Source organism: Cupriavidus sp. FW305-3-2-15-C-LB2 (assembly GCF_058787575.1).
In genome coordinates this window covers 39,486-58,459 of record NZ_JBYSZW010000052.1, presented here as the reverse complement: position 1 = coordinate 58,459, position 18,974 = coordinate 39,486, and the positions used below count along the sequence as shown (strand labels likewise).

The window sequence follows — 18,974 nt, the reverse complement described above, 5'->3', positions numbered from 1 at the left end:
CCCTGACTCCCCGCCGTGGTCGAATTCACCTCAGCCCAGCTCTACAGCTGGCTCGCGGCGTTCCTGTGGCCTTTCTTCCGCATCCTGGCCCTGATCGGCACCGCGCCGCTGTTCGGTGAGTCCACCATCCCGCGCCGCGCCAAGATCGCGCTGTCCGCGATGGTCGCGGTGGTGGTGTCGCCCACCATCGCGCAGCTGCCGGTGGTGCCGGTGTACTCCTTCGGCGGACTGATGATCATCCTCAACGAAGTCGGCATCGGCCTGGCCACGGGCTTTGCCATGCGGCTGGTCTTTGCCACCGTGCAGCAGGCCGGCGAAATCATCGGCCTGCAGATGGGCCTGTCCTTTGCCTCGTTCTTCGACCGCGCCGCCGGCGGCCAGACCATGGTGCTGTCGCGCTTCCTGAACCTGATCGCGATGCTGCTGTTCCTGGCGCTGGACGGCCACCTGCTGATGCTGGGCGCGCTGGTCGACAGCTTCAGCGGCCTGCCCATCGGCGGCACGCCGCTGTCCGCCGGCGGCGCCATGGCCGTGGCCCGCGCCGGCGGCATGGTGTTCTCGTCCGGGCTGCTGCTGGCGCTGCCGATGATCGCGGCGCTGCTGACGCTGAACCTGGCGATGGGCATCCTCAACCGCGCCTCGCCGCAACTGTCGATCTTTGCGGTCGGCTTCCCGGTCACGCTGTCCGGCGGCCTGCTGGTGCTGATGCTGGTAATGCCGCAGATGGGCACCTACATGCAGCATATGATCGGGGCGGGGCTGGAGGCGGTCGGGACGGTGCTGGGGCAGTTTGCGCGGTAGGTTTGCGCTTTATCTTAGATCTCGAATATTACTTGACATGGCGCCTGAAAGGGCTAGTATTGCGCCATGTACTTCGATCTCTAAGATTTATGAGGTACCGCAACCACCGTTCAGGAGCCCTTCATGTACGACATTTTCGCCACCGACAAGCTGATCGACCTCTGGCTGACCGAAGACATCGGCATCTGCGACTTGACCGTCCAGACCATGATTGAACCGGGAGAGACCGGCACCTTCTGCATGAACGCCCGCGAGCCGATGCTTATCGCCGGCATCGACGTGGCGGCACGCATCTTCGCGCGCTACGATCCGACGCTGTCGGTCGATGTGCGCGTCGCCGACGGCGACAAGGTTGAAAAAGGCGCGGTGCTGCTTAACGTGAGCGGCAATGCACGCAGCGTCCTGACGGCCGAGCGCACCGCGCTGAACATCATGCAGCGTCTGTGCGGCATCGCCAACCATACGGCAACCTATGCCCAGGCCATTGCCCATACCAAGGCGCGCCTGATCGACAGCCGCAAGACCACGCCGGGCCTGCGCGCGCTGGAAAAGCATGCGGTGACCTGCGGCGGCGGCCTGAACCACCGGCTGAGCCTGGACAACGGCGTGATGATCAAGGACAACCACATCGCCGTGTGCGGCAGCATCGCTGCCGCCGTGGCACGCGTGCGCCGCAAGCTGCCCGTGCTGACCAAGCTGGAAGTGGAATGCGACCGGCTGGAACAGGTGCACGAAGCACTGGCAACCGGTGTCGACGTGATCATGCTGGACAACATGTCGGTGCCCGACATGAAGGAAGCCGTGCAGATCGTCAATGGCCGGACCAAAGTCGAGGCGTCAGGCGGCATCCGCCTGGAAACGATCCGGGCCGTGGCGGAAACGGGCGTGGACTACATCTCCACGAGCAAGATCACCCAGTCGGCCCCTGCCGTGGACATCGGGCTCGACGAAGCCTGACACCCGCGGGGCTCAGGCCCCCTGACCGATTCACGCCTTCTACCCAAGGCATTCACCCTTGCCGTCTCGCCCGGCGAGGGTCTTTTCCGTTGCGGGTCGTCTACAGGTCCGAGAGCAGGCGCCCTACCTCCTGGGTGGACGGGACCCGCCGGCCATGTTCCGCCGACGCGGCTTCGTCGGCGACCAGCCGCTTCGCAATCGTGATCAGCACGCGGCGCGTGGTCAGCACGTCTTCTTCGCTCAGCCCTGCCACGCTGAGTTCATTCACCTCGGTCGCCAGCGGTTCAAGCTTGCGGCGCAGCCCGCGTCCGGTCTTGCTCAGGAACACATGCACCTTCTTCCTGTTGCCAGGAAGATGCGTGCGTTCCACGTAGCCCAGCGCCTCCAGCGCCTTGACTGCCGCAAACGTCGTCGGCTCGGTCACCCCGGCGCGTTCGCTCAGCTCTCGCTGCGACACGCCGTCATGGCGCCACAGGATACGCAGGATGGTCCAGTGGCCATACGAAACCGAATGTTCCGCCAGCCGCAGCTGCAGCGCCCGGATGTAGGCCCGGGCGGCATCCTTCACCAGGTGGGCAAGCCGTTCTTCATCGGCTTCATCCGCAGGCGTGATCGGGACCGGAGCATCCGGTTTCTTTGTGGCCATAGTCGTGAGGGAAAGTAGAGCGTATGCATGCGGCAGCGGACGGCCCGGTGCCAGCGACAGCGCACATGATAGCGCCTCCGGCGCTCGCACGCCGACATCACCGCTTCATCGGCCATGCCTCTCCATGTAGCGTTCACTCCATCAGTGCACGATGCCCGCAACCCATGCATGAGGCACCGTCACTGCGCACCCGTATCCCCGTGTTTTCCCCTACAAGTCCGCGAATCCCGCGTACACACTGGATTTGCGGGCGCTGGCCCGTTGTTTGCATTACCTTAGACATCGAACTTATCTTGACACCCCCCTGGCCGGTGCTAGCATAGCCACATAACTTCGACATCTAAGGTAATACTCATGAAGGCGACCGGCACATTCTTCTTTGTTGTGGGGCCCAGTGGCGCTGGCAAGGACTCCCTGATCGACGGTGCACGTGCCGCGCTCGACGGCGACTACGTTTTTGCGCGGCGCGTCATCACGCGTCCCGACGGGTCTGCTGGCGAAGAGCACGAAGGTGTCACGGAGGCCGAGTTCGCGCGGCGCCAGCGAAGCGGAGAGTTCCTGGTGACCTGGGACGCGCACGACCTGCGCTACGGATTGCCCAAGTCCCTGATGTGCGAGCTCGAACGCGGCCGCAACGTCGTGGCCAATGGCTCGCGCGGCGTCATCGCGGAACTCGCGGCGCGCTTGCCCCGTTTCGTGGTGGTCCTGGTAACGGCACCGCATGACGTGCTTGCCCGGCGCATTGCCGCACGCGGGCGGGAATCGGGCGACCAGGTTGCCAGCCGCGTGGCACGCGCGGGAACTCCGGTGCCGCCACACGTCCCGTGTATCACGGTGTCGAACCACAGCACGCTGGAAGCAGGCACGGCACGCTTTGTCGAAGCCTTGCGCACCGGCACCAGGACATCCGCCGCCGAACGGCCGGCCAGCCGCACCAACCTTATGGCCAAGCTGCGCGGCGAGCCGCTCGACGAAGCGGCCTACGTTGCCGTGCTGCAGGACGCCATCGCCGGGCGCTACACCGAGGCCGAGCTGACCCAGTTCCTGGTTGCCGCAACCCGCACGCTCACGGACGAGGAAGTGGTGGCTCTGGCGCGCGCGCGTACCGCCTTCACACCCAGCATCGACTGGGACGAACCGGTAGTCGTCGACAAGCATTCGATGGGCGGCGTTCCCGGCAGCCGCATTACGCTGATCGTGGTGCCGATCGTCGCGGCCTACGGGCTGGCGATGCCCAAGACATCGTCACGCGCGATCACCTCTGCCGCCGGCACCGCCGATGCCATGGAGACCATCGCACGGGTCGACCTGGCGCATGAAGACGTGCGCCGATGCGTGGCCCAGGCACGCGCCTGCATCGCCTGGAACGGACGGCTGAACCATTCCGTGGTCGACGATGTGATGAACGCCATCACGCGACCGCTGCGGCTCGATTCGCGGCGCTGGTCGGTGGCGTCGATCCTGTCGAAAAAGTACACCGCCGGCGCCACCCACGTCATCGTCGACCTGCCCTACGGGCCGCAAACCAAGCTGGCAACACGCGCCGACGCCGAGGCGCTGGGCGCGCTGTTCGAACACGTCGGCAAGGGACTGGGCCTGCACGTACGCGCACTGGTCACGGACGGCAGCGGCCCGATCGGCCGCGGCATCGGCCCCGCACTGGAAGTGCGCGACGTCCGACTCGTGCTCGACAACGCTCCCGATGCGCCCGCCGACCTGCGCGACAAGGCCCTGCGCTTTGCCGGCGAAATCATCGCATTCGATCCCCGCGTGGACTCCCCCGAACACGGCATGCAAATTGCGGCGGCGCTGCTGCATGAAGGCAAGGCCAGGGCCGCGTTCGATCGCATCGCCGCCGCGCAGGGCGTTCGCTGCGATCCAGTGGCGCCGGGTACGCATACGCTGGTCGTTCCCGCCACCACGCAAGGCCGGGTGGCGGGCGTCGATGGCCTGCAGATTTCCGGCGTGGCGCGCGCCGCCGGCGCGCCGCGCGATGGCGGTGCCGGGGTCGACATGCTGTGCGCGATCGGTGCAAAGGTGGCGCCAGGGCAACCGCTCTACCGTATCCACGCGGACTCCGCTGAAGCGCTAGAGGCGGCTGCAGCACTGGTGCGCGCCGGCGGCGAGTGCTGCCAGGCGGTGCGTATAGACCCCGATTGACCGGCTTTCCCGCTTCCTTCACCCTAACCGACGAGGCATATCAATGAGACCCCTATCCGTCGTCAGCAGTCTGGCATCGCTCCTGTTTGTCGCAGGCAGCCTGGGCACCCTGCCCGGGCGCGCCGAAGCCAATATCGCCAGTACCTTCCCGCAAAAGCCGATCCGCATGGTGGTGACGTTCCCGGCCGGAGGGGGGACCGATTCTCTCGCGCGCCTGATCGGGGCCGACATCAGCAAGTCGCTGGGGCAGCCGGTGGTGATCGACAACCGGCCCGGCGCCAGCGGCAATATTGGCGCCGAGTTCGTCGCCAAGAGTCCTGCCGACGGCTATACGCTGCTCATCGTCAACAGCAGCTTTGCCATCAACCCGAGCGTCTTCAAGAAGCTGCAGTTCAATCCCAAGTCCGATTTCAGCGCCGTCATCACCTTCGCTTCGGTGCCATCGGTGATCGCCGTGCCATCGCACTCGAAACTCCGCACCTTCAGCGACCTGCTGGCGGCGGGCAAGAGCCCATCACCCCCCAGCTATGCGTCGTGCGGCAACGGCACCCCGCAGCATCTGGCCGGCGAACTGCTCAAGGTCTCGGCAAGGATGGACATGCTGCACGTGCCGTACAAGGGTTGCGCCCCCGCCATCGCCGACGTGCTCGGCAACCAGGCCGATGTCAGCGTCAACACGCTGACCAACACCATCCCCTACCTGAAAAGCAACAAGCTGCGCGCGCTGGCCGTCACGTCGAAGGCACGCTCGCCGTTCCTGCCCGACGTACCCACCGTGAGCGAGCTTGGCGTGGCCGGCTATGACGTCGACCAGTGGTTCGGCATCCTCGCCCCCGCAAATACGCCGCCCGAGATCGTGCAAAGGCTCAACACGGAAATCGCCAGGGCCATCGCCAGGCCCGAGGTCAAGGCATCGCTGACGCAGCTCGGCTTTGCCACGACGACAAGCACGCCCGCTGAATTCCAGAAGCTGGTGAGCGCCGACATCGATCGCTGGCAGAAATTCACGACGAAGATAAATCTGCTCGTCGACTGACCCGGCTGGGGCACCGGCCAGGCCACAGCAGACGGATCCCCCGACTTCCCGTAGTACATCGTTGCCACGCGGGCGCAAGCCAGCCCCGTGAGAGCGCGTTCGTGCCTGCGGGATGGCCGCGACAATCCGGTGGCACCGGGGGGGCGCATGCCAACTGGCCATCAGGCCGGATCAGAATCCGACCGTCGCCGACATCATCAAGGTTCACCTGCAGCGATGGGGTGCCGATGACGGCGCGTATCAAAAACGGAACCGATCTTGTTGTTTCGCATGTTTGCCGAATATACACGCTTGAAAAAACGTAGAAGAATCAAACGCGATGGCATGGATGGCATATTTGTTGCGCGAGAATTTTCGCGACGCCATCGTAAGCCAAGCCTTCCCGGCAGCCTGGCATTTTGAGGATCGGCAGGAACGAGAAGCCTGCGATTTACGCCAGAGCCTTCCTTTCCTGCCGCGGCGCGCCTTACAAAGATTTCGAATCCGGGGCACTTCCGTCAGGAGCCGGCGATGCCCAAGAGATTCTTATTTTTGTTCGCATTTTCGTTCTTACTTGGCAGCTGTGGCGGCGGCGGAGATGACGGCGGCAGCAGCGAGGCAGCGAGTCCGCCGGCGCAAACTCTGACAGTGCCGCTCACCACCGCCATGGCGGCGCTGGCGGCCAACGGCATAACCGCGAATTTTTCCATCTCCGGTTTAGTCGAGAATAAGCCAGTTTCAGGCTCAGGAACGCTCAACGCGGCGCCAGCCGATTCCGCCACGCTGAACAGCGCCGTTGTCCTGAAGACCACCGAAACCGTCACAGGCACAGTCATCACGAACGGAAACTCGGAGCCGTTTTCGGGCACCAGGTTTATCTTCAGAAACTCGGCAACCTTTGCCGTGGTCGCTATCGACCAGGGGGCGGATGGTTATGCGGCTTTCGCCGACTACACATTCCCGGCAACTGTAAAGGCTGGCGACTCCGGCCCGCTGGCAACCGCCACGATTTTCTCGGACAACACGCAAGCCGCGAAACTGGGCTCGCTCACCCAGTCCTTTTCCGTGGCACCCGATTCTGGGACCACGCTCCTCGTGACATTCCTCAACACAGAGTTCGATAACAACAATGCCCGGGTCGGAGAGGAGGAAACCACGTTCCGGATCGACACCAGCGGAAACATCAGCTTTGTCTCGTCCAAGTTCACTTTCTTCGGTGCAAACGGACAACCGGTGAGCACGCTGATCTTCCAGTAGAGTGGCCCCGGCTGCAATGCCTCTGCGCAGGGCGGATTCAGTGCCGGATGCCCCTGCCAGAGGCCGCTCGGCGGCGGGGGCAACCGCCGTTCAGCCTTTCACGCACACCACCTGCCGCAACGTGTGCACGATCTCCACCAGGTCAGCCTGCGCCGCCATCACCGCGTCGATGTCCTTGTACGCCATCGGGATCTCGTCGATCACCGCGGCGTCCTTGCGGCATTCGACCCCCTCGGTCGCATGCACCTGGTCGGCCACGGTGAAGCGGCGCTTGGCCTCGCTGCGGCTCATGGTGCGCCCCGCGCCGTGGCTGCATGAGCAGAAGGACTCCGGATTGCCCTTGCCGCGCACGATAAACGAGCGCGCGCCCATCGATCCCGGGATGATGCCCAGCTCGCCCACGCGCGCACTGACCGCGCCCTTGCGCGTTACCAGCACGTCGGCGCCGAAGTGATGCTCCTTCTGCACGTAGTTGTGGTGGCAGTTGACCGCCTCCAGCTGCGCCTGGAAGGGCTTGCGCAGCACGCGCTGCGCAGCGGCCAGCACCGCCTCCATCATCAGCTCGCGGTTGCGGCGCGCGTAGGCCTGGGCCCATGACACGGCGAAGATGTAGTCCTCGTAGTGCGTGGAGCCTTCGACCAGGTAGGCCAGGTCGCGGTCCGGCAGGTTGGCGAGGTGCTTGCGCATGTCCTGCTGCGCCAGCGAAATGAAGGTCGTGCCGATGGCATTGCCGACGCCGCGCGAGCCGCTGTGCAGCATGAACCAGACTGACTGGGCCTCGTCCAGGCACACCTCGATAAAGTGGTTGCCGGTGCCGAGCGTGCCCAGGTGATTGCGATGGTTGGTGCGCGCCAGGTGCGGATACTTGTCGGTGATGCGGCGAAAGCCCGGCGCCATTTCGGCCCATGCCGCGTCAACGGGCGCCGGCGCCGAGCCCCAGGCCCCCTGGTCGCGCCGCCCGCCCTGCGCGGTGCGACCGTGAGGCACGGCGTGCTCGATCGCGCTGCGCAGCGGCCCGAGGTTGTCGGGCAGGTCAGCGGCGGTGAGCGAGGTCTTCACGGCCATCATGCCGCAGCCGATATCCACGCCCACCGCGGCGGGAATCACCGCGCCCACGGTCGGGATCACCGAGCCGATGGTCGAGCCCTTGCCCAGATGTACATCCGGCATCACCGCAACATGGCGGAAGATGAACGGCATCCGCGCCGTGTTCAGCAGTTGCTCGCGGGCAGCGCCTTCCACCGGGACGCCGCGCGTCCACAGCTTGACCGGCTTGCCGGCGCCGGTGTCCAGCACGTCATAGTGGCGCTTGTCCGTCATGGCCGCCCCTGGCTTTGTCGTCGCGGATTGCAGGTTAGACGGCCAGGGCCAGTCCAGGATTCCCTGCCGCCCGACTCAGCCCAGCAGGAAGCTGCCGAAGGCGCCCAGGTCGACATTACCGCCCGAGATGATGATCCCCACGCGCTTGCCCTTCACATCCAGCTTGCCGTGCAGCACCGCGGCGGCGGCCAGGCAGCCGGTGGGCTCAGCCACGATCTTCATGCGCCCGGCGAAGAACTTCATGGTGTCGACCAGTTCCGCATCCGACACCGTGACGATGTCCGTCACCAGCTCGCGGATCACGGCAAATGTGTGGTTGCCCAGGAACGGCGTCTGCGCGCCGTCGGCAATGGTGCGCGGGGTGTCGATGCGGACGATCTCGCCGCTGCGCAGGCTGCGCTGGCCATCGTTGCCGGCCTCGGGTTCGACGCCGTACACGGCGCAGCCGGGCGACATCGCCCGGGCCGCCACCGCGCAGCCCGACAGCAGCCCGCCGCCGCCGAGGCACACCACCAGCATGTCCAGCGGCCCGGTTTCCTCGAACAGCTCCTTGGCCGCCGTGCCCTGCCCCGCCATCACGTGCGGATGGTCATACGGCGGGATCAGCGTCATGCCGCGCTCGGCGGCGATGCGCCGGCCCAGCGCTTCGCGATCGTCCTGGTAGCGGTCGTACAGCACCACTTCGGCGCCATAGCCGCGCGTGGCTTCGATCTTGATCGCGGGGGCGTCCTGCGGCATCACGATCACCGCCTGCACGCCCAGCAACCGGGCCGACAGCGCGATCGCCTGCGCATGGTTGCCGGAAGAGAACGCCAGCACGCCGCCCGCCTTCTGCTGCGGCGTGAACTGGGCGATGGCGTTGTAGGCGCCGCGGAACTTGAAGGCGCCGATGCGCTGGAAGTTCTCGGCCTTGAAGAACAGCTGCGCGCCGGTGGCCACGTTCGCGGTGGCGGAGGTCAGCACCGGGGTGCGGTGAGCCGCCGCGCGGATGCGTTCGTGTGCGGCGGCGACGTCGTCGAAGGAGATAGGCAGGGCGGTCATGGCGGTGGCAAGGAGGCTGGGACCGGCCAGTTTACCCGCCCCGGGGCCACCTTGCAGCCAGGCCGGCCCGGCGTGGCGCTATGCCGCGGCCAGCCTGTGCGCCGCGCGCCGCTGCGTGGCCAGCGTATCGGCACCCCGGTCCGTGCTCCTGTTGCGCTGGCTAACGACGCGACGCGCCGAACTGATCCCTACGAGAGAGGGGCATGGCGTGGCCAGCAGGAGGAATGGCTGTCAACGCTGGGGATGTTGCAAGCAAGGCACGGTCACTTCGACCCGGCGATGACTGCGTCGCCAGGACATGGCAGCATACGGAGCCCATGCCCCCAGGAATGCCCCATGCTGAACGGATTCGATGCACTGGTCGAAGAGTCGATGGCGGACTGGAAGATCCCCGGGCTTGCGCTGGCCGTGATCCGCGACGGCGAGCCCGTCCTGATGCTGGGCTACGGCGTCCGCGACAGCGCCGGATCAGCACCGGTGACAACGGCCACGCAGTTCATGCTGTGCTCGATCACCAAGTCCTTCACCGCGGCCGGCCTGGGCCTGCTGGTGGACGAGCGCAGGCTGGACTGGGCCACGCCCGTGCGCGACCTGATCCCGGGATTCCGGCTGCACGATGCCGTCACCACCGAGCGCATCACGGTGCGCGACCTGCTCTGCCACCACAGCGGCATGCCGCGCCACGACTGGCTCCATACCCCGGGCGACCTCGACACCGGCGAACTGCTGGCACGGCTGCGCCACCTGGCGCCCAGCCGTGACCTGCGCGAACGCTGGCAGTACCAGAACCTTGGCTACGTGATCGCCGGCCATGTGGCCGAGCGCCTCAGCGGCCAGCGCTGGGAGGACTTCACCGAGGAGCGCCTGCTGCGGCCGCTGGGTTTCTCACGCTTCGGTTTCTGCGCCGAGGCCCTGGCCGCCGCTCCCGACCACGCGCACCCGCATACGATGGTTGCAAGCGAGTGCTTGCGTGCGAACTGGTCCTCCATTGTGAAGCCGGCCGGTGGCCTCGCCACCTCGGTGGAGGACCTGGCGAAATGGATGCGCTGCCTGCTGGATGAAGGCAAGGTTGGCGGGCGTGCCCTGCTATCGCCGGCGATCGTGCGCGACATGATGACGCCAGGCGTGCATATCGGCATGTCGGAGTTCCCGGAGGTCGGCGATCAGCATTACGGCCTTGGCCTCACGGTCGAGCAATACCGCGGCGAGCGCACGGTCTCGCACAGCGGCAGCTGGCTGGGCTGGGCGGCGCTGATGACGCTGATGCCATCCAGGCGTATCGGCATTGCGGTGCTGACCAACCGGGCACCCAGCGCGGTGACCGCGCTGCTGACCTATGCGGCCCTGGACCAGTTGCGCGGCCATGCGCCCATCGACTGGCTCGGCCGCATGCGCGCCCGGCGCCAGGAAATGCTCGCGCAGCTGCGGGTCGACAAGTCGGCACAACAGGCGCGGCAACACACCGGCACCGCTCCCAGCCATCCGCTGCACGACTACGCCGGCGATTACTCCCATCCCGCCTACGGGCAGATCACCATCGATACCGATGGCGATGCACTCTCCTGGCGCTGGCGCGGCATGTCCGGCCAGCTCGCCCATCGTCATTACGATGTGTTCACCACCGCCGAAAAACCCGCCGAATTCCATCCCGACAACCTGGCCCTCACCTTCCACTACAATCGGGAAGGCACCATCGACCGCATTGCGGCACCGCTGGAACCGCTGGTCGACGATATTGTCTTCCACCGCATGGCAAGCGGCGACGCGACCACGGCGGGGACCGACTGACGCGCAGGTTGCCGCGCAGCCGGCCCTGGCCATCAAGCGTGAGCGCCCGATGCTGGCGATCGTTGCGGCGCGCGCCGCGCCGGCGTCGCCCTGACCGCGCCTGCCGACGGTCAGGCCACCGCCGCCGACGGCACTGCCTGCCCCGCCTGAGCACTGCGCCGCGCCAGCAAATCCAGCGCCACATCCACGATCATGTCTTCCTGCCCGCCCACCATGCGCCGCCGGCCCAGCTCGACCAGGATGTCGACCGTGCCCAGGCCGTAGCGCGCCGCGGCGGCCTCGGCATGGCGCAGGAAGCTTGAATAGACCCCGGCGTAGCCCAGCGCCAGGGTCTCGCGGTCGACGCGCACCGGGCGGTCCTGCAGCGGGCGCACGATGTCGTCGGCGGCATCCATCAGCGTGTAGAGGTCGCAGCCGTGCTGCCAGCCCAGGCGTTCGGCGGCGGCGATAAAGACTTCCAGCGGGGCGTTGCCGGCGCCGGCACCCATGCCGGCCAGGCTGGCGTCGACGCGGTCGCAGCCCTCTTCCACCGCGACGATGGAATTGGCCACGCCCAGGCTCAGGTTGTGATGGGCGTGCATGCCGGTCTGGGTTTCCGGCCTGAGCACATCCTTGAAGGCGCGGAAGCGCTCGCGCACGTCCTGCATGCCCAGCGCGCCGCCGGAATCGACCACATACACGCACTGGGCGCCGTAGCTTTCCATCAGCTTCGCCTGCTGCGCCAGCGCCGCGGGCGTGGTCATGTGGCTCATCATCAGGAAGCCGACGGTGTCCATGCCGAGTTCGCGCGCATATTCGATGTGCTGGCGCGAGACATCGGCTTCGGTGCAGTGCGTGGCCACGCGCACCACGCGCGCGCCGGCATCATAGGCGGCGCGCAGGTCGTGCACGGTGCCCACGCCCGGCAGCAGCAGCGTGGCCACGCGGGCATGGCGCACGGTCTCGGCCACGGCGGCGATCCATTCCAGGTCGGTATGGGCGCCAAAGCCGTAGTTGAAGCTGGAGCCCGACAGCCCGTCGCCGTGCGCGACCTCGATCGAATCCACGCGCGCGGCGTCGAGCGCGGCCGCGATGCGGCGCACGTGCTCCAGGCTGTACTGGTGGCGGATGGCGTGGCTGCCGTCGCGCAGCGTCACGTCCGAGATGTAGAGCTTCTTGGTGGGTTGTGCGGTCATCTTTGTCTCCCTGCGGCTCATGCGGACAGCCGGGTCTCGGCCAGGCGCTCGGCGCAGGCCAGTGCGGCGCTGGTCATGATGTCGAGGTTGCCGGCATAGGCCGGCAGGTAATGGGCGGCGCCCTCCACTTCCAGGAAGATCGAGGTCTTGAGCCCGCTCATCGGTCCCAGGCCGGGGATATTCAATGGCGCCGACGCGGCGATACGCTCGAACTGCACGCGCTGCTTGAGCCGGTAACCCGGTACGTAGCCCTGCACTGCCTGCGCCATCGCTTCGACGCTCGCCGCAATTTCCGCTTCATCGCCGTCCTCCGACAACGTGAAGACCGTGTCGCGCATCATCAGCGGCGGTTCCGCCGGGTTGAGCACGATGATGGCCTTGCCGCGCGCGGCGCCGCCCACCGAGCACAGCGCCTGGCTGGTGGTCTCGGTGAACTCGTCGATATTGGCGCGCGTGCCCGGCCCGGCCGACCTGCTCGAGATCGACGCCACGATCTCGGCGTAGTGCACTCTGGCCACGCGCGACACCGCCGCCACCATGGGGATGGTGGCCTGGCCGCCGCAGGTGACCATATTGATGTTGGGGGCATCCAGGTGCTGGTCCAGGTTGACCACCGGCACCACGTACGGGCCGATCGACGCCGGCGTCAGGTCGATCACGCGCACGCCGTGCTGCTGCAGCACGCGGTTGTGATGCGCATGAGCACCGGCCGAGGTGGCATCGAAGGCGATGCGGATATCGCCGAAGCCCGGCATGCCGACCAGCCCGTCGATGCCCTCGGCCGTGGTCGGCACGCCCAGGCGCGCGGCGCGGGCCAGCCCGTCCGACGCGGCATCGATGCCCACCATGGCGCCCATCTCCAGGCTCCGGCCGTGGCGCATTACCTTGATCATCAGGTCGGTGCCGATATTGCCGGAGCCGATGATGGCCACCTTGTGGTGGCCGCTTGCTTTCATGTCCATGTCGTTGTCCTTATCGCGTGGGCGTCAGCGGCCCAGTTCCGTGGCGGTCTTGCCGCCGATGCCGAACTGCGCCTTCGGCACCTCGGTGATCATCACGCGCACGGTTTCCACCGGTGCGCCCACCGCTTCGACCGCGGCATCGGTGAGCGCGCGGATCAGGCGCGCCTTCTGTTCGTCGGTACGGCCTTCGATCAGGAAGACCTGCATGATTGGCATGGTGTGTCTCCTTGCTACGCGGTTCAGGTGAAGCGCATCGATACCGTGCCCAGGTGCTGGTAGCGAACGGTGATGTTGTCGCCGGCCGCCACCGCGATGGCCTCGGTCACGCCGCCGGTCATGATGAAGGTGCCCGCCGGCAGCTCGCGCCCGCGTGCCCCCAGCATATTGGCCAGCATGGCGACGCTGTTGGCCGGATGCCCGAGCACCGCCGCGCCGGCCGCGGTGGCCACCACCTCGCCGTTCTTCTCCAGCACCACGCCCAGGTTCTTCAGGTCCAGCCCCTCGGCGCCGCGGTGCGTGCCGCCCACGACGAAGCGCGCCGACGAGGTGTTGTCGGCAATCACGCTCTTCAGGTCGAAGCGGAAGTTCTCGTAGCGCGAGTCGATCACCTCCACCGCCGGCACCACGAAGTCCGTCGCGGCCAGCACGTCGCCGATATGGCAGCCAGGCCCCTTGAGCGGCGCCTTCAGCACGAAGGCGATCTCGGCTTCCACCTTGGGATGGATCAGCGTGCCGGTATCGATGGCGGCGCCGTCCATGCAGGCGCCATAGTCGGTGAGGAAGCCGTACACCGGGTCGCTCACGCCCATCTGGCGCATCTTCGCGAACGAAGTCAGGCCCATCTTGAGCCCGGCGATGCGGGTGCCGCGCGCCTCCTTGCGCGCGCGGATGGCGTCCTGGATGGCGTAGGCGTCGTCCCAGTCCATGTCCGGGTATTCGTCGGTGATCTTGCGCACCGCCTCGCGCTGCAGCTCGGCGTTCTCCAGGTGCTCGGCGAGCCGGGCAATGGTGTCGTGTGTCAGGTTCATGGCATGTCCTGCGCTGAATTGAAAAATGGGTCGGGTTCAGACGAAGCGCACGCCGGCCGAGCCGATGCCGCCCAGGCTGATGCGCAGCTGGTCGCCGGCGGTTACGGGCACCATCGCGGCAAGAGAGCCGGACAGGATCACCTCGCCCCGCTTCAGGCCAATGCCCAGCCGGCCAAGCGTATTGGCCAGCCACGCCACCGCATTGACGGGATGCCCGAGCGCGGCCGCGCCGGCGCCGGTCGCGACGATCTCGCCGTTTTTCTCCAGCGTCATGCCGACCGTGCCCAGGTCCACGCTGCGCGGGTCCACCGCGGCATCGCCCAGCACGAACACGCCTGACGATGCGTTGTCAGCCACGGTGTCCTGGATGCGGATCTTCCAGTCGCGGATGCGCGAGTCGACGATCTCGAAGCAAGGCAGCACATAGGCGGTGGCGCGCAGCACGTCGGCATTGGTCACGCCCGGCCCCTCCAGGTCTTCCTTCAGCACGAAGGCAATCTCGCCTTCGGCCTTGGGCGCGATCAGGGTGTCGGCGGGAATCGCCGCGCCGTCGGGGTAGACCATGCCGGACAGCAGGTGGCCAAAGTCGGGCTGGCGCACGTCGAGCATGTCCATCACCACGCGGCTGGTCACACCGATCTTCTTGCCGACCACGCGCTCGCCGGCGTCGAGCCGATGCTGCACCATCGCCAGCTGGATGCGGTAGGCATCGTCGATGCTCAGCTCCGGCCACGATTCGGTCAGCGGCGCCACCGGGCGACGGGAGGCCAGCGCATGGTGCAGGCCGGCGCCGATCTCAAGGATAAGTTCGTTATGCATGACGGGACCTCACAGGCGGACGCAGACGTTGCGCAGCTCGGTGTAGAACTCGAGCGAATGGACACCGCCCTCGCGGCCGATGCCGGACTGCCTGGCGCCGCCAAAGGCGGTGCGCAGGTCGCGCAGGAACCAGGCATTGATCCAGCAGATGCCAACGTCCAGCGCGCTGCCCATGCGGTGCGCGGTGCCGAGGTCGCCGGTCCAGACCGTGGCGGCCAGGCCGTACGGGGTGTCGTTGGCCAGCGCGATGACTTCCTCTTCGGTGTCGAACGGGGCGATATGGCAGCACGGCCCGAAGATCTCCTCGCGGATCACGGCGGCGCTTTCCGGCAGGCCGGTCCAGATGGTGGGCTGCACCCAGGCGCCTTCGGCCAGCGCCCCCGGCATCTGCGGCACGCCGCCGCCGGTGACCACGGTGGCGCCGGCCCCGGCGGCCTTGCGGTAGTAGGACAGCACCTTGTCGCGGTGCTCGTGCGACACCAGCGGGCCCATGTTCACGCCGGGCTCGGTGGGCCGGCCCAGCTTCAGGCCCTCGGCCTTTGCCTTCAGCGCGGCGACAAAGCGCTCGAAGATCGGCCGCTGCACGTAGACGCGCTCGGTGCCCAGGCACACCTGGCCGCTGTTCTCGAACGCCGAGCGCGTGATGCCGGCCACGGCCTTGTCGAAATCCGCATCGGCGAACACGATGCCCGCGTTCTTGCCGCCCAGCTCGAACGACACCGGCCGCACGCCGTTGGCCGCTGCCTTCATGATGGCCTCGCCGGTGCGGGTCTCGCCGGTGAAGGTGATGCCGTTGACCTGCGGGTGCGCGGTCAGGAACGCGCCGGCCGAATCCGGGCCAAAGCCGTGCACCACGTTGTAGACGCCGGGCGGCACGCCGGCCTCGTTCATCACCTCGCCCAGCAGCGTCGCGGTGGCGGGGGTCTCCTCCGAGGGCTTGACCACCACGGTGTTGCCGCAGGCCAGCGCCGGCCCGACCTTCCATGTCATCAGCAGCAGCGGCAGGTTCCACGGGCACACCACGCCGATCACGCCGCGCGGGCTGCGCACCGCGTAGTTGATGGCCTTGCCGCCGTCGGGCGTGTCCATGGCAAAGCTTTCGGTCGGCACGTTGCGGATCAGGTCGGCAAAGACCTTGAAGTTGGCCGCGCCGCGCGGGATGTCGATATGACTGGCCAGCCCGAAGGGCTTGCCGGTATCGGCAATCTCGGCCTGCACGAATTCGTCGAAGCGGCGGTTGATGCCGTCGGCCACCGCGTGCAGCAGCTCGACCCGCTGCGCCACCGTCATGCGGCCCCACGGTCCCTGCAGCGCGCTGCGCGCGGCCCGCACCGCGGCGTCGACCTCGGCCTGTCCGGCCTCGTGCACGTGGCCGATCAGGCTGTTGTCGGCCGGATTGCGGTTCTCGAAGGTCCGCGCGGTGCCGACCCACTCGCCGTTGATGAAGTTCTTGAAGTCTTTCATGTTGTTTCTCTGGTATTGAAGCATTCGTGCACGGCAATCCTCCGCTCATCGATTGGGTGCTCCCTCTCCCGCAAGCGGGAGAGGGAGCAAACGAGCGGGAGGCGAGCGTTCGCGCTCAGGTCAGCACATTCAAGAACGCTTCGTTCAGCTTCCTGTCGTGGTAGAAGATCGCGCGCCCCAGCTCGTTGTCGGTCCAGGTGATGGTGGGCTTGTCCGGGTAGTGGATATAGCCGCCGGAGAAGACCTCGTTGCGGTTGCCCGAGGGATCGAAGAAGTAGATCGTCGCGCCACGCGTAATGCCGTGACGGGTCGGGCCGATGTCGAGCGACACGTCCTTCTTGGAGATGATGTCGGCCGCCTTCAACACTTCGCTCCAGTTATCAAGCAGGAACGAGGCATGGTGGAAGCGGTTCTTCTCCGGGTGGCGGATAAAGGCAATGTCGTGCGCCTTGTTCGAGCAGGTCAGGAAGGCACCGATCAGCATCTCGCCGTCGGCCCCGGCCACGACCTGCTCGGCCAGAGAAAAGCCCAGCACGTCGCGGAACAACTTGACGGTGCCGTCGACATCGTCGCCATACAGCAGGCAGTGGTCGAAGCGGCTGGGCGCCATGCCGCGCAGGTCGTCCGGCCACGGGTCGGGATTGAGGTCGCCGGTCTTGCAGCCAAGCTTGTCCTTGTCGGCAAAGAGTTCGATCGCATGCCCTGTCGGGATGGTGAAGCGAAAGCGCACGCCGGTATGCGGGTGCTCGCCCGCGGCGATCCACTTGCAATCGCTGGCCAGGCCGGATTGCTCCACCTCCTGCGCCAGCCGCTCCAGCGTGTGGCCGCTGTCGACGCGAAAACCCATGTAGTCCATGCCCGGGCTGTCGGCCTCGCGCAGCACCACGCTGTGGTGGTCGTGCTCGTCCCATGCCTTCAGGAACACCCGGCCCTGCGCATCGCGCGCGGTTTCGATCAAGCCGAGTACCTCGGTGTAGTGTTTCAGCGCCGGTTCCAGCTCCAGCACGCGCAGGGCTACGTGCCCCGGTCGCAATACGCCTGTCAATGCCATGATGGGTCTCCTGGTGTGGTGGGGTGGCGTTGTGTGGGTGCCACCTTCCTTGTTTGTGCTTCGTTTGCGTGCTACCGGCCCTGTTCGCGCCACCGCTGCTTTTCCAGGCAGCGCTGCAGCAGGGCCACCGGCCGCAGGCGGATATCGCTGTCCGGGTAGGTCTTGCAGGCCAGCACCAGTCCGTCGCGCTGCTCCGCTTCGGACAGGCAGGCGCGGCTCATCTTTCCGGCGTGAAAGTCGCCGGCTTCGATGCGGACCTTGCACACGCCGCAGCCGCCGCCGCGGCAGCCGGCGGGGATGCCGCGCTGGCCCAGCACTTCCATGGCCCGCAGCAGGTTCTGCTCGGGCGCGCAGGGGTAGCGCAGCCCGCTGCCGGCGATCTCGACGGTATGCATGGCCGGCCTCCTCAGATCTTGAACAGCGGACTGCGCGCGCTGTTCTGCGCATCGGCCGCGGACAGGAACTTCTCGGTGTGGATATCCGCCTCGAACAGCCGGCCCTGCATCAGCGTGCGGATGCAGGCCTCGATCATCGGCGGCGGCCCGCACAGGTAGGCCTTGTGGCCGCGGAAGTCGGCATTGCCGTCCTGCGCGTAGAGCTGGTGCAGCACGTCATGCACGTAGCCGCGCGCGCCGCTCCAGCCGCTGTCGGCGGGTTCGTCCGACAGCGCGGGCACGTAGCGGAAGTTGGGGTGGGCCTGCGCCAGTGCCTGGAACTCGGCGTCGTAGTACAGCTCGCCGCGGTTGCGCGCGCCCTGCACCAGCGTGATCGGCAGGGTCTCGCCGGCGGCCAGCAGGTCCAGGATCATCGCGCGCGGGCTGGACAGGCCGGAGCCGCCCGCGAGGAACAGCATCGGCACCTGCGCCGACTTGCGCACGAAGAAGCGGCCATAGGGCGCTGAGAACGACAATTCGTCGCCGACCGCCAGCTGGTCGTGCAGGTACCCGGTGGCCTGCCCGTCCGGCACGCGCCGCACGTGCAGCTCGACCAGCTCGTCGCCCGGCGCGTTGGCCAGCGAGAACGCACGCGGCTGGTCGCAGCCCGGCACGTTCAGGTTGACGTACTGACCGGCCTGGAAGGTCGTGCGTCCGCCATCCTTCACACGCAGCCAGATGCCCAGGATGGTGGGCGTCAGGGCGCGCGTCTCGACAACTTCGGCGCGATAGTCGGCCAGCGGCAGGCCCAGCGCATCGGCGTCTTCCTCGATGTCGGCCTCGATCACCAGGTCCGACTGCGCGGTCGCGCAGCAGGCCAGGCACTGGCCGTTGTCGCGCTCGAAATCCATCAGCGCGAAGCTGGAGGCCTCGCCCTGCTCGACCTCGCCGTCCACCACCTGCACCTTGCAGGTGGCGCACAGCCCGTGGCAGCAGGCATGGGGCAGCCACACGCCGTTGCGCAGGCAGGCGTCCAGCACGGTCTGCCCGGGAGCGATGGGGATGGTCTGCCCGATCGGTTCAATGGTCAGCGAATACATCTTGGTCTCCTTCCGG

Annotated in this window: 18 protein-coding genes; 6 read left to right on the top strand and 12 right to left on the bottom strand. The window is 67.0% G+C overall.

Annotation, left to right across the window (positions count from 1 at the left end):
• Nucleotides 1-15 precede the first annotated feature (15 nt).
• The gene (fliR, locus tag AC3WRR_RS28830) at nt 16-801 is read left to right on the top strand and encodes a flagellar biosynthetic protein FliR (RefSeq protein WP_011616678.1); all 786 of its coding nucleotides are present in this window, start codon (nt 16-18) and stop codon (nt 799-801) included.
• A gap of 123 nt (nt 802-924) precedes the next feature.
• Entirely contained in the window at nt 925-1,758 is an 834-nt protein-coding gene (gene nadC, locus AC3WRR_RS28825; RefSeq protein WP_010810400.1) for a carboxylating nicotinate-nucleotide diphosphorylase, read from the top strand.
• 100 nt (nt 1,759-1,858) lie between these two features.
• Here the strand turns inward: nadC and AC3WRR_RS28820 are convergent, their stop codons facing one another.
• Complete coding sequence (locus AC3WRR_RS28820; RefSeq protein WP_010810401.1) at nt 1,859-2,404, bottom strand: MarR family winged helix-turn-helix transcriptional regulator; 546 nt, start codon at nt 2,402-2,404, stop codon at nt 1,859-1,861.
• Nucleotides 2,405-2,758: 354 nt separating this feature from the next.
• On the opposite strand from AC3WRR_RS28820, the gene phnN reads away from it, so the two are divergent.
• The 3 genes from phnN (at nt 2,759) to AC3WRR_RS28805 (ending at nt 6,836) form a co-directional block, all read left to right on the top strand.
• Nucleotides 2,759-4,564: a phosphonate metabolism protein/1,5-bisphosphokinase (PRPP-forming) PhnN gene (gene phnN, locus AC3WRR_RS28815; protein WP_492298760.1), complete on the top strand. Its 1,806-nt coding sequence runs from the start codon at nt 2,759-2,761 to the stop codon at nt 4,562-4,564.
• Between the two features lie 43 nt (nt 4,565-4,607).
• Complete coding sequence (locus AC3WRR_RS28810) at nt 4,608-5,600, top strand: tripartite tricarboxylate transporter substrate binding protein (protein WP_010810403.1); 993 nt, start codon at nt 4,608-4,610, stop codon at nt 5,598-5,600.
• 510 nt (nt 5,601-6,110) lie between these two features.
• Nucleotides 6,111-6,836: a hypothetical protein gene (locus AC3WRR_RS28805; RefSeq protein WP_492298758.1), complete on the top strand. Its 726-nt coding sequence runs from the start codon at nt 6,111-6,113 to the stop codon at nt 6,834-6,836.
• Nucleotides 6,837-6,926: 90 nt separating this feature from the next.
• Here the strand turns inward: AC3WRR_RS28805 and AC3WRR_RS28800 are convergent, their stop codons facing one another.
• Complete coding sequence (locus AC3WRR_RS28800; protein WP_011616675.1) at nt 6,927-8,156, bottom strand: RtcB family protein; 1,230 nt, start codon at nt 8,154-8,156, stop codon at nt 6,927-6,929.
• A 75-nt stretch (nt 8,157-8,231) separates the two neighbouring features.
• Nucleotides 8,232-9,197: a threo-3-hydroxy-L-aspartate ammonia-lyase gene (locus AC3WRR_RS28795; RefSeq protein WP_010810406.1), complete on the bottom strand. Its 966-nt coding sequence runs from the start codon at nt 9,195-9,197 to the stop codon at nt 8,232-8,234.
• A 336-nt stretch (nt 9,198-9,533) separates the two neighbouring features.
• Between AC3WRR_RS28795 and AC3WRR_RS28790 the strand changes: the two genes are divergently transcribed.
• Nucleotides 9,534-10,985 carry a serine hydrolase gene (locus tag AC3WRR_RS28790; protein ID WP_492298756.1) on the top strand — a complete coding sequence of 484 codons (1,452 nt, stop codon included), beginning with the start codon at nt 9,534-9,536 and terminating at the stop codon, nt 10,983-10,985.
• A 110-nt stretch (nt 10,986-11,095) separates the two neighbouring features.
• Here AC3WRR_RS28790 and dmpG read toward each other — a convergent pair whose 3' ends face one another.
• The 9 genes from dmpG to AC3WRR_RS28745 form a co-directional block, all read right to left on the bottom strand.
• A complete protein-coding gene (dmpG, locus tag AC3WRR_RS28785) occupies nt 11,096-12,160 on the bottom strand; it encodes a 4-hydroxy-2-oxovalerate aldolase (RefSeq protein WP_010810408.1) in 1,065 nt (354 codons plus the stop codon).
• Nucleotides 12,161-12,177: 17 nt separating this feature from the next.
• A complete protein-coding gene (locus AC3WRR_RS28780) occupies nt 12,178-13,122 on the bottom strand; it encodes an acetaldehyde dehydrogenase (acetylating) (protein ID WP_010810409.1) in 945 nt (314 codons plus the stop codon).
• Between the two features lie 24 nt (nt 13,123-13,146).
• Entirely contained in the window at nt 13,147-13,365 is a 219-nt protein-coding gene (gene thmT, locus AC3WRR_RS28775) for a 2-hydroxymuconate tautomerase (RefSeq protein WP_255266301.1), read from the bottom strand.
• Nucleotides 13,362-14,150: a 2-oxo-3-hexenedioate decarboxylase gene (gene dmpH / locus AC3WRR_RS28770; RefSeq protein WP_010810411.1), complete on the bottom strand. Its 789-nt coding sequence runs from the start codon at nt 14,148-14,150 to the stop codon at nt 13,362-13,364. Before dmpH ends, thmT begins: the two co-directional genes overlap by 4 nt.
• Nucleotides 14,151-14,186: 36 nt before the next feature.
• Nucleotides 14,187-14,969, bottom strand: coding sequence for a 2-oxopent-4-enoate hydratase (gene dmpE, locus AC3WRR_RS28765; RefSeq protein WP_011616672.1), 783 nt, complete (start codon nt 14,967-14,969; stop codon nt 14,187-14,189).
• A 9-nt stretch (nt 14,970-14,978) separates the two neighbouring features.
• Complete coding sequence (locus AC3WRR_RS28760) at nt 14,979-16,433, bottom strand: 2-hydroxymuconic semialdehyde dehydrogenase (RefSeq protein WP_041687992.1); 1,455 nt, start codon at nt 16,431-16,433, stop codon at nt 14,979-14,981.
• A 115-nt stretch (nt 16,434-16,548) separates the two neighbouring features.
• The gene (locus AC3WRR_RS28755) at nt 16,549-17,484 is read right to left on the bottom strand and encodes a catechol 2,3-dioxygenase (RefSeq protein ID WP_011616670.1); all 936 of its coding nucleotides are present in this window, start codon (nt 17,482-17,484) and stop codon (nt 16,549-16,551) included.
• Nucleotides 17,485-17,555: 71 nt separating this feature from the next.
• On the bottom strand, nt 17,556-17,879 hold the full coding sequence (locus tag AC3WRR_RS28750; protein ID WP_454749407.1) for a 2Fe-2S iron-sulfur cluster binding domain-containing protein: 324 nt from the start codon (nt 17,877-17,879) through the stop codon (nt 17,556-17,558).
• 11 nt (nt 17,880-17,890) lie between these two features.
• Complete coding sequence (locus tag AC3WRR_RS28745; RefSeq protein WP_454749408.1) at nt 17,891-18,958, bottom strand: NADH:ubiquinone reductase (Na(+)-transporting) subunit F; 1,068 nt, start codon at nt 18,956-18,958, stop codon at nt 17,891-17,893.
• Nucleotides 18,959-18,974 lie beyond the last annotated feature (16 nt).